Origin of the sequence: Oricola sp. (genome assembly GCF_022763245.1) — a bacterium.
GTDB lineage: Bacteria > Pseudomonadota > Alphaproteobacteria > Rhizobiales > Rhizobiaceae > Oricola.
Genome location: NZ_JALEGV010000040.1, coordinates 550,043 through 564,188 on the forward strand (window position 1 = coordinate 550,043; position 14,146 = coordinate 564,188).

Genomic DNA, 14,146 nt, shown 5'->3' on the forward strand with positions numbered 1-14,146 from the left:
ATTGATCCTGCAATTATCGAATGGCAGGTTCGTCACGGCGCTGGTCACAAGGATCCGCCGTTTCAGAACTCGAATGGCCCGGGAGGAATGCCATGATGAAATTCACCAGACGTGCACTGATGGCCGCCGGCATGACCGCCGCGCTGGCAGCTTCCGCGACTTATGCGGCCGCCCAGGACAAGATCGAGCTCAACTTCTCGGCGGTGTTCTCCCCGCAGGATATCCGGGCTGAGATGATGAAGAAGTTCGCCGATGAGATCGGAGACGGTTTCGAGTTCAAGGGCTACTACGGCGGAACGCTCTTCAAGCAGGGAACCGAACTCGTCGCCCTGCAGCGCGGCAACCTCGAAATGGGCAATATCGCGCCTCAGGACATCGCCAATCAGGTTCCCGCATGGTCGGTCCTGACCTCCGCCTACCTGTTCCGCGATGCCGATCATCTGCGCGCCTTCTTCACCAGCGATGTCGGCAAGGAAATGACGCAGATGGTCGAAGACCAGCTTGGCGTGAAAATTCTCGGACCGACGTTCTTCGGCACGCGTCAGGTTGGCCTCAACCTGGACAAGGAGATCCAGACGCCTGACGACATGTCCGGCGTCAAGCTGCGGATGCCGGGCGGCGAAGCCTGGCAGTTCCTGGGTTCGGCCCTTGGCGCCAATCCCGTGCCCGTGGCCTATGCAGAGGTGTACACCGCCCTCCAGACCGGAGCGATCGACGGCCAGGACACCCCCCTGCCCAACGTTCAGAACATGAAGTTCTACGAGGTCATGAAGCAAATCGTGCTGACCTCGCATCTGATCGGCTTCGACCTGCTGACCATATCGCTCGACACGTGGAACGAACTGACGCCAGAGCAGCAGGAGGCAGTTCAGAAAGCCGCGGATGACGCCATCGCGTGGAGTACGGAGCAGCACCTGAATCGCGAGGCCGAACTTGCGGCATTCTTCGAAAGCGAAGGCCTCAAGCTCTACAAGCCGGACGTCGAGGCGTTTCGGAGCTTCGCGCAGGAGAAGTATCTCAGTTCGGATCTGGCAAAGGACTGGCCGGAAGGAATTGTCGACCGGATCAACGCGGTGGAATGATCCCACTCCCAAGCAGGCGGGCAGGATTCGTCCTGCCCGTTCTTCATTCCAACTCGAGCCTGCACCCCGCCCTCGCGATCTGCCGCATTCCCATGCGGACTAGCCAGGCGGATTAACGGCGTTCCAAATCCGGTAGCGATCAATGGCCAATTCCATCTACGTCCTCAATGGACCCAACCTGAACAGGCTCGGGACTCGCGAACCCGAAATCTACGGCCACACGACGCTCAGCGAAGTCGAAGCGATGTGTCGCTCGGCCGCGGGCTCCATTCCTGTGGTGTTTCGTCAGTCGAACCGCGAATACGAGATCATAGAGTGGGTCCATGAGGCGATTGATGCGTCTGCGAGCGGAATCGTCATCAATCCGGCCGCGTTCACATTCACCTCGATCGCGATCCTGGATGCGTTGAAAATGTTTCCGAACCCGATCATCGAGTTGCACATCTCCAACATCCATCGACGCGAAGAAATCTATCACAATTCACTCGTGTCGCGCGTTGCTACCGCGGTCATCGCCGGGCTCGGCCCTTCCGGATATCGGATGGCCATGGGCGCCATGGTCGAAATGGTCTCTCAACAGGGCGAGTGATCCGCTGCCACTCTAGCAGCAGGCGGGTGCGATCTAGGTCACGCGATAGATTTCGACGATGACCTCCGGCCCCGCGCGGCAGAGGCTCGCGACAAATATCGTGTCGTTCAACCAGCCATGCGGCCCTTCCGGAGCCTCGAAGGTCGGCACCGAGCGGAAGTAGTACTCCGTCGGCGACACTGGCTCGCCGGCCCGCAACCGGGCCAACACGGCCGCCGAAGAAACCCGCAGCCCTTCGTTTCGCACTTCGATGGGCGTGCCGTCGGAAGCGACGATCGAGTAACGAGCGCTGATCTCGGAAGTGCCGTCACGCCGGACGAGCGGCCAGTCCGATCCGCCCGGCAGAACTTCGCCTATCAGCATCGGCCCTTCGATCGTGCCGCCGATGATCGGAATATGCAGCTTCTCGCCTTTCGGGGAACGCCCGCCGGACCGCGCCTCGCCGATCCGGGCTCGGATCCGAAACGCGAAATCCAGTCCCGGCTCTACCGGCATGACAAGAGCCGGCCCGTCGATGGTCATCCCGCGTAGCATTTCGCGAGCCAACCGCACATCCGATCCAGCCTCTCGCGCGATGCGGCGCAATATTCCATGGCGCGCAGATAGCCGTGGATGAGCCCCTCGCCGGCGTCGAACTCGACCGGCACGCCGGCCTCGCGCAGCTTGTCGGCATAGGCATACCCGTCGTCGCGCAACGGATCGTACTGGGCGACGCAGATCATGGCTTGCGGGAGGCTCGCATGGCTTTCCGCATGCAACGGCGCGGCAAGCGGATTGCGGCGCTCGTTTTCGTCCGGCACGTACATCGCGTTGACCATCGGCATGCCGCGAACATTCAGAAGCGGCGCGTCGGCATTCTCGGTGTAGGACGGCAAATCCATGTCGAATGTCGTGCCGGGATAGATCAGCAGTTGCGCCATCGGCGCGTGCGGCGTGCCACGCAACAGGAGCGTGACCGCCGCTGCCAGGTTTCCGCCGGCACTGTCGCCGCCAATGGCGATCTTCGACGCATCGATCCCAAGGTCGCCTGCGTGTTCGTGCAGCCAAAGCACCGTGTCGCGGCACTCATGGACCGCTTGCGGGAAAGGGTGTTCCGGCGCGAGGGCGTAATCGACGCTGATCACCGTCTGCCGGTTGGCGGCGGCGATGCGCATGGTGATGTCGGCATGGGTCATCGGGCTGCCCTGCATCCAGGCCCCGCCATGCATGTAGACGAGGCAGGGCTGCGTACCGCCCTCCGCGTGCCGGTCGACGCGGACAGTGACGAGGCGGTCGCCACTCGGGACGAAACGGGCCGATGTTTGCACGCCGTCCGGGCGCGGAAGCGCCATGTCGTCGGCGATATATTCGAACAGGATACGCCGTTCCTTCGGGGTCGCGCCAGAAGGCAGGACGGTCCAGCTCTTGTTCCAGACGTCCAGGAAGGCTTCGAGTTCCGGGTTAATCATTGTTTTTCCTGTATTATCCCTTGTAGCCGAGCAGACGCGGCAGGAAGAGCACGAAGTCGGGCACGAAGGTTATGAAGGCAAGTGCGGCAAACAGCGCGACGAGGAAAGGCAGCAGGTCTCTGACGATGCGCGCCATCGGTTGCCCCGTTATGTTCGCGACAATGAAGAGCAGCAAACCGTAGGGCGGCGTGACGAGGCCGAGCATGGCGTTAACAACGACGACGACGCCGAAGTGGATGAGATCGACGCCCAGCGCCTGCGCTGTCGGGATGAAGATCGGGACGATGATCAGCAGGATCGCGCCGCCTTCGAGAATGCAGCCCAATGCCAGAACCAGCACGTTGATTGCGATCAGGAAGCCCCATTTCGACAGTTCGAACTGGGCAAGGAAATCCGCAAGCGTGTTGGGAACATTTTCGCGGGTGATCACGTAGTTGAACGTCAGGGCACCGGCGATCAGGATGCCGACCGATGCGGTCGATCGCGAGCTGTTGGCCAGTGTGCGATAGAACTGGCCCGGGGTCACCGAACGATAGAAGACGATCGAGATCACGAGCGCATAGAATGCGGCGACCGCAGCCGCCTCGGTTGGCGTGACGACGCCGCTGTAGATGCCGCCAAGCAGGATGACGGGGAGCATCAGCGCCGGAAAGGCCTGCATGGTCACGCGCGGCATCTCCGCGAGCGGGACGCTTTCATCGACCGGGAAACCACGCTTGCGAGCGACCATGTAGTTGGTCAGACCCATCATCAGCCCCATCAGGAGGCCCGGGGCCATGCCAGCGGCAAAGAGGTAGCCGACCGACTGGTCGGAGACGAGCGCATACAGCACCATCGGAATGGAAGGTGGAATGATGGGCCCGACAGTGGCCGTGGCGGCGGTGATCGCGGCGGCATAGCTCTTCGAGTATTTGCCGTCCTTGGTCATCATGTTGATGATGATGCGGCCCATGCCGACCGCGTCGGCGACGGCAGAGCCGGACATGCCGGAAAAGATGAGCGACGACACGACATTGACGTGCCCCAGCCCGCCGCGGAAACGCCCCACCAGCGCCTGGCAGAAACGCAGGAGCCGGTCGGCCAGACTGCCGACATTCATAATGTCCGCGGCGAGAATGAAGAGCGGGATCGCCAGCAAGGTGTAGCTGTTGAGCAGTCCCTGCAGAAGCGTCTCGGCGGCGATGGAAGGATCAAACCCCTTCAGCGCCAGATAGACGGTCGACCCGCAGACCATGGCGATGCCGATCGACAGGCCTCCCAGCGAAAGCGCGACGATGAGAACGAGCGAAATGACGAAAGGATCAGTCATAGTCGTGGCCTTCGGCTCCTGAACCCGCGGCATATTTCGGATGCGTGCCGCGGATCGCCTGCCAGACATTGATGAGACAGCGGATGCTTACGGCGATGGCGAACGGAATGTAGATGGAAAAGACGTAGTCGAAGGGAATCCGCATGTAGGCGGTCTTCTCGATTTTCATGAAGGTGACGTATTCCCAGACATTGGGCAGCGACCACAGGAATATCCCGGTGCAAATCAGCCCCGTCACACCGTCCATCACCCGCTGCGCACCGACAGGCACTGCGCCGTAGACGATATCGAGGCGGATGATTTCCTGGTCCCGCGTGACGAAGGCGTAACCGAACAGAATTCCCCATAGCCACGCGATCGACACGAATTCGATCGTCCAACCCAGCGGCAGATTGAGGAAATATCGGAATACGATCTGGATCAGGAACGTGACGAAGAGACTTGCCAGGATCAGAGCAAGGAGTTCTTCCGCCCGGCGTCCCAGCCAGTCGCGTATGGTCGTAAATGCTTCCATTGCATGGTTCCGGCAGCGTCAGCGCCCGGCGGCCGAAGCCGCCGGACCGATGGTCGATTAGAGTTCGTTGATCTTCTCAAGAAGGCCTTCCGGCCAGTCGGCCGAGTATTTGGAGGCTTTGTAGACTTCGAGCACATGGTTGCGGAACGCCTCCTTGTCGGGCTCGTAGATCTGCAGGCCTTCAGCCTTGAAGAAGTCGACCAGTTCGGCCTCCTGATCGAGCGTGACCTTGTCCAGCGCCTTTTCGAAGTTGATCGCGCATTCCTGGACCTTGGCCTGCTGCTCCTCGTTCATGGAGTTCCACTTGGACAGCGAGATCGAGAACTGGTTGTTGGCGACCAGATGGCTGGTCAGGACGATCTGGTCAGTCACCTCGTAGAACTTCATGGCCTTGTCGGCAGGAAGCGGATTGTCCTGGCCGTCGATCGCACCGGTCTGCAGCGCTGTGTAGACCTCGGTGAAGGCAAGCGGAGTCGGGTTGGCGCCGAGTGCCTCGCCGACGAACTGCCAGCCTTCGCCGCCCGGCATGCGCAGCTTCACGCCGTCGAGATCGGCCGGCGTCATGATCTTCTTGTCGCCTTTGATGTTGACGTGGCGAGTGCCGATATAGGGATTGGCGAGGATCTTGACCTTCGCCTTGTCCTCGACTTCCTGTGCGAGATCATCGAGCACGCCGGATGCCCAGACCTGGCGCATGTGATCGTAGTCCTTGTAGAGATAGGCCGTGCCGAGGATCGCCGTATGGGGCACCTGGTTGTAGAAATCGTAGACGGCCAGAGCACCCATATCGAGGTTGCCGCGCTGCATGGCGGTCAATTCGGTGCCCTGCTTGAACAGCGTCGCTCCGAAATAGGGCTTGAAATCAAACCCTTCGCCGAGACACTCGCCGAACGCCGTCTTCAGCGTCTCCGACCGGATGTCGCTTTCCGGAACCGTGTCCGAATAGATCAATTCGATCTTGTCCTGCGCGAAGGCGCCGGACGTCGAAAGGCTCATGACCGCGACGGCCACGCCTCCCATGAGGGTCTTCGAGATGTTGCGCAATTTTTCCTCCCAGGTTGCACGAGGGTTGACGCCGGTACAGCCGGCATCGGCTAGGCTCGATCCTTGGAATCGAACCGGTTGAATGCTGCCTCCATCCTGTCGCTGTCCGGCACCAACGCGGTGAAGTGCTCAAAGGCGCGAACCGCCTGGAACACCGCCATGCCGGAGCCCGGCAGAACGTGGCAGCCCTTCTCCCGCGCGATGCGAAGCAACTCCGTCTCGAGCGGGAAATACACGATATCCGCGACCCACATGGTGGGCAGGATGGCGCCGGCAGGAACAGGTGTCCCGGGCATCGAAGCCATGCCGACAGGAGAAGCGTTGACCAATCCGTCGACCACTCCATCCAGCCCTTCTTCAAGGGTCGATACCGCTCTCGCGCGCCCATGCGCCGCGGATGAGTTGATACGCTGTTCGAGAGCTCCAGATTTTTCGGGATCTCGATCGAAAATCCGCAATTCGCCGACGCCCTGTTCGAGCAAGGCGTGTGCGACAGCGGCCCCCGCCCCGCCCGCACCGATCTGCAGGACCGCATCGCATTTGGCACCGGGCATGTTGCGTCGGAAGCTTTCCGCGAAACCCCACCAATCCGTATTGTGCCCCCTGCGCCGGCCATCCCTGAAGACCACCGTGTTCACCGCGCCGAGCGCGCGCGCCGCATCCGACAGTTCGTCGAGGTGTTCGATGATCGCGACCTTGTAGGGAAAGGTGACGTTCAGGCCGGCAAATCCGCAGGTTTCTGCGGACTTCAGGATGTCCTCGATATCGACATCCGGCGCCATGCCGGCCGTATCGAACAGCTTGTACTGATAGTTGATGCCCTGCGCAGCGCCTTCCGCCTCGTGCATGGCCGGCGATCGTGAAAGCTGGATGCCTCGGCCCAAGAGCCCGACGAGAACGGCTCGCGGCTCTTGCGCCCCGGCGCCAGCCGCCTCGTTGTCGACAACCGCTTCAGAATTCAAGATCGTCCTCCGCCTCTGCCGTTGTGCAGAGGAACCCACTTATGTACCGTTCCGTTAATTTGTCAACCGCTTTGTACGGACTGGTTAAATGCGATGCTTGGCACGCGGAGCGCGGGCGGCTAAGAACAGCAAATGGACTCGCAACAGGACTCACCTACAGGCAAGGGATCGCAACGCGCACGCTGGAAGCAGGATCCGGAAGGCGTCCGCTCCAATATTCTGGCTGTCGCCTTGAAGGAGTTCTCGGAACACGGCCTTTCGGGATCGCGCATAGACGAAATCGCGGCCAAGACGCGAACGTCCAAGCGGATGATCTATTACTATTTCGGCGACAAGGACGGCCTGTTCCAGAAGGTTCTGGAGGAAGCTTACCGACATGTCCGTGACGGCGAGAAGGAGCTTCATCTAGAGGACTTGGCGCCGGTTGACGCTTTGAGGCAACTGGTCGAGTTCACCTTCGAGCACCATCGCAGAAACCCCGATTTCATCCGCCTTGTGATGATCGAAAACATCCACAATGGCGACTATCTCAGAAAGTCGGAGTTGATTCGCAGCCTGAACCAGACCGCGATCTCGCGGATCGAAGCGATCTACAACAAGGGTGTCGAAGCGGGATTGTTCCGGAAAGGCATCCTGCCCGTGGCGATCCATTGGCAGATCTCGGCGCTGAGTTTCTTCAATGTCTCCAACCGGATGACGTTCTCACAGCTGTTTGGCGGCGACCTGTTCGACGAAAAGGGGCAAGACCAACTGCGCCGGCAAATCGCCGACAGCATCATTCGCTTCGTGTCCAGCGAAACGCCCGCATAGCGACACACTCTAAGTTTTCGGCATCCCCTTCGGCCTGAGATGGCGTTTCTGGGCCGCAATTCGGAATTGCGCGTTGGACGCCCCGTAGCCGCGATAACCGTTTCGGCGTTCGACGATCTCGAAGAAAAAGCCCTCGCCGTAATTGGGGCTGTAGAGCTGGAAATATTCGCCGTTGTCGTCGCGGTCGTAGAGGATGTTGTTGTCGCGGAGGCGGTCCAGGAAAACCTGCTCCAGTCCGAAACGGGCGTCGAGATCGTCATAGTAGTTCGGCGAGATGACCAGAGGCGCGAAGCCGTTCGCCGCCAGCGCTGCGGCGGTCGCGAAGATGTCCGCGGTCGCGAAGGCCAGATGCTGCACGGAGGAGCCGAAGCTCTCGGCGAGGAAATGGCCCGCGAGCGTTCGCCTGTTCTCGGCGCCGTTCAGCGTGATGCGCAGGAGGCCCGTCTCGTTTTCGATGACCTGGCTTCGCACCAGCCCGGCCGGATCGACCACGTCGACCATGGGTGACTTCCCGGTCTCGAAGATCGAGGTGTAGAAGAGGAGCCAGGTCAGCATCTCCTCGTAATTCATCGTCTGGGCAATGTGATCGATGCGGGTAAGGCCGGCGTCCGTCGGTGTCTCGGCGTCCGCGACCGGCTCGAACTCGATGTCCCAGACGCGGGCGAGATCGCTTTTCGCGTCGATGAAATGCACGATGCCGCCGCCGACGCCGCGGATCGCGGGGATCTTCAATTCGCCCGGGCCGACCGGCTGCTCGAAGAAGTCCGCGCCGAGCGCCCTTGCCCGCTGCACCGTCGCGGCCGCGTCCTCCACCTTCAGGCCGATGTCGCAGACATTGGCGCCGTGAACGACATAGGAGGAATGGGCGAAGCCCTCGCGCTCGGTGTTGATGACGATGTTGACGTCGCCCTGGCGCCACAGGCCGACATCCTTGGAGACATGCCGGCCGGCGCGTCGGAAGCCGAGCGTGTGCAGCATGGCGCCGAGCTGCGCCGCTTCCTCCTCGTTGGCCGCGAATTCGGCGAATTCGACGCCATGGACGGGGATGCGGTCCGGCATGTCGGGGACCGGGATCTTGATGTCCGGCTCGGACCGGCGGACCTGGTCCATCAGGTAGACGAGCGAGCGGTGACCGTCGACCGAGATCGATTTCGGCGAGCCGCCGCGGAACTGGTCATTAAAGATCTCCAGCGACAGGACCCCGTCATAGCCGGTGGCGGCGACGGCGCGCATGAAGCCGGTGACGTCCAGATCGCCCTCGCCCGGCATGTTGCGGAAATGCCGGCTCCAGTAGAGCAGGTCCATGTCGATCTTCGGGGCGTCGGCAAGCTGGATGAAGAAGATGCGGTCGCCGGGGATCGAGCGGATCGTGTCCGGATCGATCTTGCGCGCGAGCGTGTGGAAGGAATCGAGGATCAGGCCGACATTGGGATGGTCGGCGCGGCGCACGATCTCCCATGCGTCGCGATGGTCGTTGATGTGCCGGCCCCAGGCGAGCGCCTCGTAACCGACGCGGATGCCGCGCTTCGCCGCCCGCTCGCCCAGTTCGCGGAAATCTGCTGCCGCCCGATCGATGCCGCCGAGCGAGATCGGCGACACGTTGGAGCAGATCAGCACCAGATCGGTGCCGAGTTCCTGCATGACGTCGAATTTGCGTTCTGCCCGGTCGAAGGCGCGGGTGCGCTGAGGTTCCGGCATGCCCTCGAAATCACGAAAGGGCTGGAACAGGGAGATCTCCAGGCCGTGATCGCGGACCATGCGGCCGACCTCGCGCGGGCCGCCGTCGAAGGCGAGGAAATCGTTCTCGAAGATCTCGATGCCGTCGAAACCGGCTGCCGCGATCGCGCCGAGCTTCTCGGAGAGGTCGCCCGATATCGAAACGGTTGCAATGGCGGTCTTCATTCGGGGCCTCAATGGTTGCAACGCCGGAGCCGCTCCACAGGCGAAATCTCGGGCAAATCAGGCACTGCAGCTTGGCTCCACGAACCGTAACAGGCAAGGGACAACGGCGCCTCGTTGACTAAACTATCCAGTTCGTTTATTTGTCAACACCGCAGTTCGGCAGGCGAAAAAGCTCGCCGCCCGGGGAGGAACAACGCGACCATGATCACCGACGCCAGTCGCTTCGAAAACGCATGCGCGCTTCCGAAAAGCTCCCGCCGATGACCGCCGCAGCAACTGACTTCCGGTATCCCTCCGTCGAGGTGGCCGTACGCGGCCAAGACCAGCTCGGCGAAACGCCGTTGTGGTGCGATCGCGAGCAGACGCTCTGGTGGGTCGATATCGAAAAACCGAAGCTTCAGTCGTTCTCGCCGTCGAAGCAGGCGTTCGAAAGCTGGGATCGCGACTGCACCTTCCTCGGAAGCCAGGCGCTCACCCGGTCGGGCCGTCGCCTCGTTGCGGAAGACCTTTCGCTGAAGGTTCTCGATACCCCCGACAGCCTGGGCGACGTGCTGATCGAGGTGGACCACGAACTGGACAATCGCCTCAATGACGGGCGGGTCGATGCCAGGGGGCACCTCTGGATCGGCACGATGGACAACGAGTTGCACCGGCCGAACGGCGCGCTCTACCGTATCGCCCCCGACGGATCGTCGGACAGGATCATGGACGGCGTGATCGTGTCGAACGGGATCGCATTTGCGCCTGACGGTTCATGGATGCATTTCACCGATACGCGTCGACACATCAGCTATCTGTTCACGCTGGACCCGGAAGACGGAGCCGTCACCGACAAGCGCGTTTTCGCCGATCACAGCAGCACCGGAGATCGTCCCGACGGCGCATGCGTCGATGTGGACGGATGCATCTGGACTGCATTCTTCGCCGGCTCGCGCATTGTCCGCTACACGCCGGACGGACGGATTGACCGCACGATCGAGCTGCCGGTGACCAATCCGACCTGCCTCTGCTTCGGCGGTCCGGATCTGTCGACACTCTTCGTCACGACAGCGCGCAAGTTTCTCGACGAACGCCAGCTTGCCGAAGAGCCCCTCGCCGGGAGCCTTCTCGCCATCCCCGGTGTCGGACAGGGATTGCCCGAGCACCGCTTCGGACTGTGAACACAGCATCACGAATAACGCAAAACCAGGAGGATACCCCATGAATTGGATGAACCTGAGAACTCTGAGCATCGCCGGCGCGATGGTTGTCGGGCTCGGCGCAAGTGCGCTCGCCCAGGACAAGATCGAACTGATCTTTCCGGACGTGAACCCGCCAGACGTGCCGCGCTCCGTCGCCATGACGGAGATCTTCGCCAAGGAGATCGGAGACGAGTTCGACTTCAAGCCCTATTTCAGCGGCACGCTGGTGAAGCAGGGAACGGAACTGGTCGCACTGCAGCGCGGCAATGCTCAGCTCGCACTTCTGCCGCCTTCCGATTTCGCCAACCAGGTTGCAGCGTTCGACATTCTGGGCGCGGCATATGTCATTCGCGATGCCGAACACCTTCAGAACGTGTTTGACAGCGAAGTCGGCGAAGAATTTGCCAAGATGGCGCGCGAAGAACTCGGCGTCGAAATTCTCGGTGTCGCCTATTACGGCACGCGCCACGTCAATCTGCGGGGCGACAAGAAGATCAATACGCCGGAAGACATGAGCGGCATCAAGCTGCGCATGCCGGGCGGTGAAAGCTGGCAGTTCCTGGGTTCGTCGCTGGGCGCGAACCCGGTTCCGATCCCCTATACTGAAACCTACACCGCGCTGCAGACCGGCGTCATCGACGGTCAGGACAACCCCCTGCCGAATGACAAGGCCATGAAGTTCTACGAAGTCACCGACCAGATCGTGCTGACTGGTCACAATGTCGGGTTCGGCATCCTGGTCATGAGCTCCGATGTCTTCGACAAGCTGACCGATGAGCAGAAGGATCGTGTCAAGGCGGCCGCCCGCAACGCCTTCGCTTCGAGCACGCAGGAATACCTGAAGCAGGAACAGGACCTCGTGGATTTCTTCAAGGGTGAAGGCCTCGAAATCTACACGCCCGACGTGAAGGCTTTCCAGGATTTCGCGCAGGAGAAGTACAAGTCCTCTCCGCTCTCCAAGTCCTGGCCGGAAGGCATGCTCGACAAGATCAACGCGCTCTGAGGGACGGGCCGCGCCGTTGCGACAAGGGGGGCTTCAAGCCCCCTTTGTTCTTTGAAGTGCTATCACGTTGGCCGTGCGTTGATGGCAGATCGCCCTGTCTGATGTTTCCGTGCAATCTAGACGCCCCTGCCTTCGGGCTCATCACCCATCGAACACCTTTGCGCTGCCAGCCAGGCACCGCCCTTCCCCTGACAGCAGGTGTACACCCAGACTGCCATGAGAACGCAGTGACGAGCATATGTGCCGTGGGAGGCCGGTGGATAAGTTACTGAAGTTTTTTCGATGAGTACTGGGGATTGGCCGGGCGCCTCAACGTCTCTTTCGCATGCACGCCCTCCAGGATTGGAGGATTCGGCTGAGCGCCGCTGAGGGACGCGCGTGATCGGCGCAGTCCCCTGTTTCGTCATCCGCCACCTCCTCGGGCCGAGGCGACCTTACCGCTTCGGGGCGACCCGCACATTGTCGATCAGCCGCGTTTCGCCGAGCCAGGCGGCCACGAGCAGCCGGGCGGGACGGTCGAGCGTCATCATTGGCTTCAGACCGTCCTCGCCTCGAAGCTCGAGATACTCGACCTCCCGGAAACCGGCGGAGGCCATCGCGTCGCGGGCCTCGGCGAGCGCTTCGCCGACAGACGCGCCGTTCTCGATCCGGTCGGCCGTTCGGGACAGGATGCCCGCCAAGGCGGGCGCGACCGCCCTCTCCTCGGCGCTCAGGCGCAAATTGCGCGACGACAGCGCCAGGCCGTCTTCCTCGCGCACCGTCGGGCAGCCGACGATCTCGACGGGAATGTTCAGGTCGGCGACGAGCCGTCGGACGACCTGCAATTGCTGGAAATCCTTCTCGCCGAAAAAGGCGAAGTCGGCGCCGGTCTGCAACAGGAGTTTCGTGACGACCGTCGAGACCCCATCGAAATGTCCGGGGCGGTGCGCGCCGCACAGGCCTTCGGAAACGCCGGTCACCGAAACGGTCGTGGCGAATCCGGGCGGGTACATCGCGTCGCCGTCCGGACAGAACAGGAGATGCGCGCCGAGCGGGGCGAGCTTCGCCGCATCCTCGTTCTCGGTGCGCGGATAGGCGGCGAGATCGGCTGCGCTGTTGAACTGCTTCGGGTTGACGAAGAGCGTGACGATGACGCGGTCGGCCCGGTCCAGCGCCGAGCGCACGAGGCTCAGATGCCCCTCATGCAGGGCGCCCATCGTGGGAACGACACCGATCGTCAGGCCCTCGCGGCGCCATGCGGCGACCTTTTGCCTAAGCGTCGCGACGTCGCGCTCGATCGGAACGCTCATTGGCCGTCTTTCCCTTTGCCGACCGTCGTGGCATCGGCGAAAACGTGGCTCTCGTCGGGAAAGCGCCGCTCACGGACCTCCTGCGCGTAGGCCGCAATCGCCTTGTCGGCCTGGACACCGAGATCGGCATAGCGCTTGACGAATTTCGGTTTGAAGGCCGTGAACATGCCGAGCATGTCATCGACGACGAGGATCTGCCCGTCGCAGGCCGGCGACGCGCCGATGCCGATGGTGGGCACGGCGATCTCCGCCGTGATCGACCGCGCGAGGCTTTCCGTCACCTTTTCCAGGACGACGGAAAACGCGCCCGCCTCGGCGACCGCCCGGGCGTCGCTGCGGATGGCGTCGGCCGCTTCGCCGCGGCCCTGCACCTTGTAGCCGCCGAAGGCGTTGACCGCCTGCGGCGTCAGGCCGACATGCCCCATCACCGGGATGCCGCGCGCCGTCAGGAAGGAAATCGTCTCGGCCATGGTCTCGCCGCCCTCGAGCTTGACGGCCGCGCAGCCGGTCTCGGCCATCAGCCGCGACGCGTTGCGGAACGCCTGGGCCGGACTTTCTTCGAAGGAGCCGAACGGCATGTCGACCACCATCAGGGCGCGCTTGACACCGCGGCGGACGGCCTTTCCGTGCAGGACCATCATCTCCATTGTGACGCCGAGCGTGGAGTCGAGGCCGTGCAGCACCATGCCGACGCTGTCGCCCACCAGGACGACGTCGCAATGGGCATCGGCGAATTCGGCGACCGGCGTCGTGTAGGCCGTCAGGCAGACCAAGGGCTCGCCGCCCTTGCGCGCCCTCACCTGCGGGACGCTCAGTGCCTTGCTGTCATGCGTTGCGCTCATTTCACCCTGTTCTCCGGCATGGGCGCTGCCCGCCGCGCCGGCTCGTTTCCCGTCATCCGCGCGGACATGCCGGCAGCGGTGCACCCTCTTAGCGAGCGCCGATCGGTGTTCCAAGCATCTCTTGAACATTCGTCCCGGCGGGCAGGCGCGAGGGCTGAAAGGAGGTCCCCG

14 protein-coding genes are annotated in these 14,146 nt (G+C 62.2%); 5 read left to right on the top strand and 9 right to left on the bottom strand.

The annotated features are described in order from the left end of the window. Positions 1–95: 95 nt before the first annotated feature. Together MRY80_RS20100 and aroQ are read left to right on the top strand one after the other, a co-directional pair. The gene (locus MRY80_RS20100; protein WP_293292890.1) at positions 96–1,082 is read left to right on the top strand and encodes a sialic acid TRAP transporter substrate-binding protein SiaP; all 987 of its coding nucleotides are present in this window, start codon (positions 96–98) and stop codon (positions 1,080–1,082) included. A 142-nt stretch (positions 1,083–1,224) separates the two neighbouring features. After that, positions 1,225–1,671 carry a type II 3-dehydroquinate dehydratase gene (gene aroQ, locus MRY80_RS20105; RefSeq protein ID WP_293292891.1) on the top strand — a complete coding sequence of 149 codons (447 nt, stop codon included), beginning with the start codon at positions 1,225–1,227 and terminating at the stop codon, positions 1,669–1,671. Positions 1,672–1,704: 33 nt separating this feature from the next. Here aroQ and MRY80_RS20110 read toward each other — a convergent pair whose 3' ends face one another. The 6 genes from MRY80_RS20110 to MRY80_RS20135 are packed head-to-tail and all read right to left on the bottom strand — an operon-like array spanning position 1,705 to position 6,948. After that, positions 1,705–2,193, bottom strand: coding sequence for a DUF3237 domain-containing protein (locus tag MRY80_RS20110; RefSeq protein WP_293292893.1), 489 nt, complete (start codon positions 2,191–2,193; stop codon positions 1,705–1,707). Continuing rightward, entirely contained in the window at positions 2,190–3,119 is a 930-nt protein-coding gene (locus MRY80_RS20115; RefSeq protein ID WP_293292894.1) for an alpha/beta hydrolase, read from the bottom strand. The genes MRY80_RS20110 and MRY80_RS20115 overlap by 4 nt, the downstream gene beginning before the upstream one ends. Before the next feature lie 13 nt (positions 3,120–3,132). Then, positions 3,133–4,428, bottom strand: coding sequence for a TRAP transporter large permease (locus MRY80_RS20120; RefSeq protein ID WP_293292896.1), 1,296 nt, complete (start codon positions 4,426–4,428; stop codon positions 3,133–3,135). Beyond that, positions 4,421–4,942 (bottom strand): TRAP transporter small permease subunit, encoded by a 522-nt coding sequence (locus tag MRY80_RS20125; RefSeq protein WP_293292897.1) that lies wholly within the window; start codon positions 4,940–4,942, stop codon positions 4,421–4,423. Before MRY80_RS20125 ends, MRY80_RS20120 begins: the two co-directional genes overlap by 8 nt. A gap of 57 nt (positions 4,943–4,999) precedes the next feature. Then, the gene (gene dctP, locus MRY80_RS20130; RefSeq protein WP_293292898.1) at positions 5,000–5,986 is read right to left on the bottom strand and encodes a TRAP transporter substrate-binding protein DctP; all 987 of its coding nucleotides are present in this window, start codon (positions 5,984–5,986) and stop codon (positions 5,000–5,002) included. Positions 5,987–6,036: 50 nt separating this feature from the next. Continuing rightward, positions 6,037–6,948: a shikimate dehydrogenase gene (locus MRY80_RS20135; RefSeq protein WP_293292899.1), complete on the bottom strand. Its 912-nt coding sequence runs from the start codon at positions 6,946–6,948 to the stop codon at positions 6,037–6,039. Positions 6,949–7,080: 132 nt separating this feature from the next. On the opposite strand from MRY80_RS20135, the gene MRY80_RS20140 reads away from it, so the two are divergent. Further along, positions 7,081–7,758, top strand: coding sequence for a TetR/AcrR family transcriptional regulator (locus MRY80_RS20140; RefSeq protein ID WP_293292901.1), 678 nt, complete (start codon positions 7,081–7,083; stop codon positions 7,756–7,758). A gap of 9 nt (positions 7,759–7,767) precedes the next feature. On the opposite strand, the gene MRY80_RS20145 is transcribed toward MRY80_RS20140, so the two are convergent. Beyond that, the gene (locus MRY80_RS20145) at positions 7,768–9,660 is read right to left on the bottom strand and encodes a sugar phosphate isomerase/epimerase and 4-hydroxyphenylpyruvate domain-containing protein (protein ID WP_293292902.1); all 1,893 of its coding nucleotides are present in this window, start codon (positions 9,658–9,660) and stop codon (positions 7,768–7,770) included. Between the two features lie 260 nt (positions 9,661–9,920). Between MRY80_RS20145 and MRY80_RS20150 the strand changes: the two genes are divergently transcribed. Both MRY80_RS20150 and MRY80_RS20155 read left to right on the top strand, forming a co-directional pair. Continuing rightward, positions 9,921–10,820, top strand: coding sequence for an SMP-30/gluconolactonase/LRE family protein (locus tag MRY80_RS20150; RefSeq protein WP_293292903.1), 900 nt, complete (start codon positions 9,921–9,923; stop codon positions 10,818–10,820). Between the two features lie 40 nt (positions 10,821–10,860). Next, positions 10,861–11,844 carry a sialic acid TRAP transporter substrate-binding protein SiaP gene (locus MRY80_RS20155; protein ID WP_293292905.1) on the top strand — a complete coding sequence of 328 codons (984 nt, stop codon included), beginning with the start codon at positions 10,861–10,863 and terminating at the stop codon, positions 11,842–11,844. Between the two features lie 434 nt (positions 11,845–12,278). Here the strand turns inward: MRY80_RS20155 and panC are convergent, their stop codons facing one another. Both panC and panB read right to left on the bottom strand, forming a co-directional pair. Next, positions 12,279–13,133, bottom strand: a complete 855-nt coding sequence (gene panC, locus MRY80_RS20160) for a pantoate--beta-alanine ligase (RefSeq protein ID WP_293292906.1) — start codon at positions 13,131–13,133, stop codon at positions 12,279–12,281. Continuing rightward, a complete protein-coding gene (panB, locus tag MRY80_RS20165) occupies positions 13,130–13,975 on the bottom strand; it encodes a 3-methyl-2-oxobutanoate hydroxymethyltransferase (RefSeq protein WP_293292908.1) in 846 nt (281 codons plus the stop codon). Before panB ends, panC begins: the two co-directional genes overlap by 4 nt. Positions 13,976–14,146: the final 171 nt, after the last annotated feature.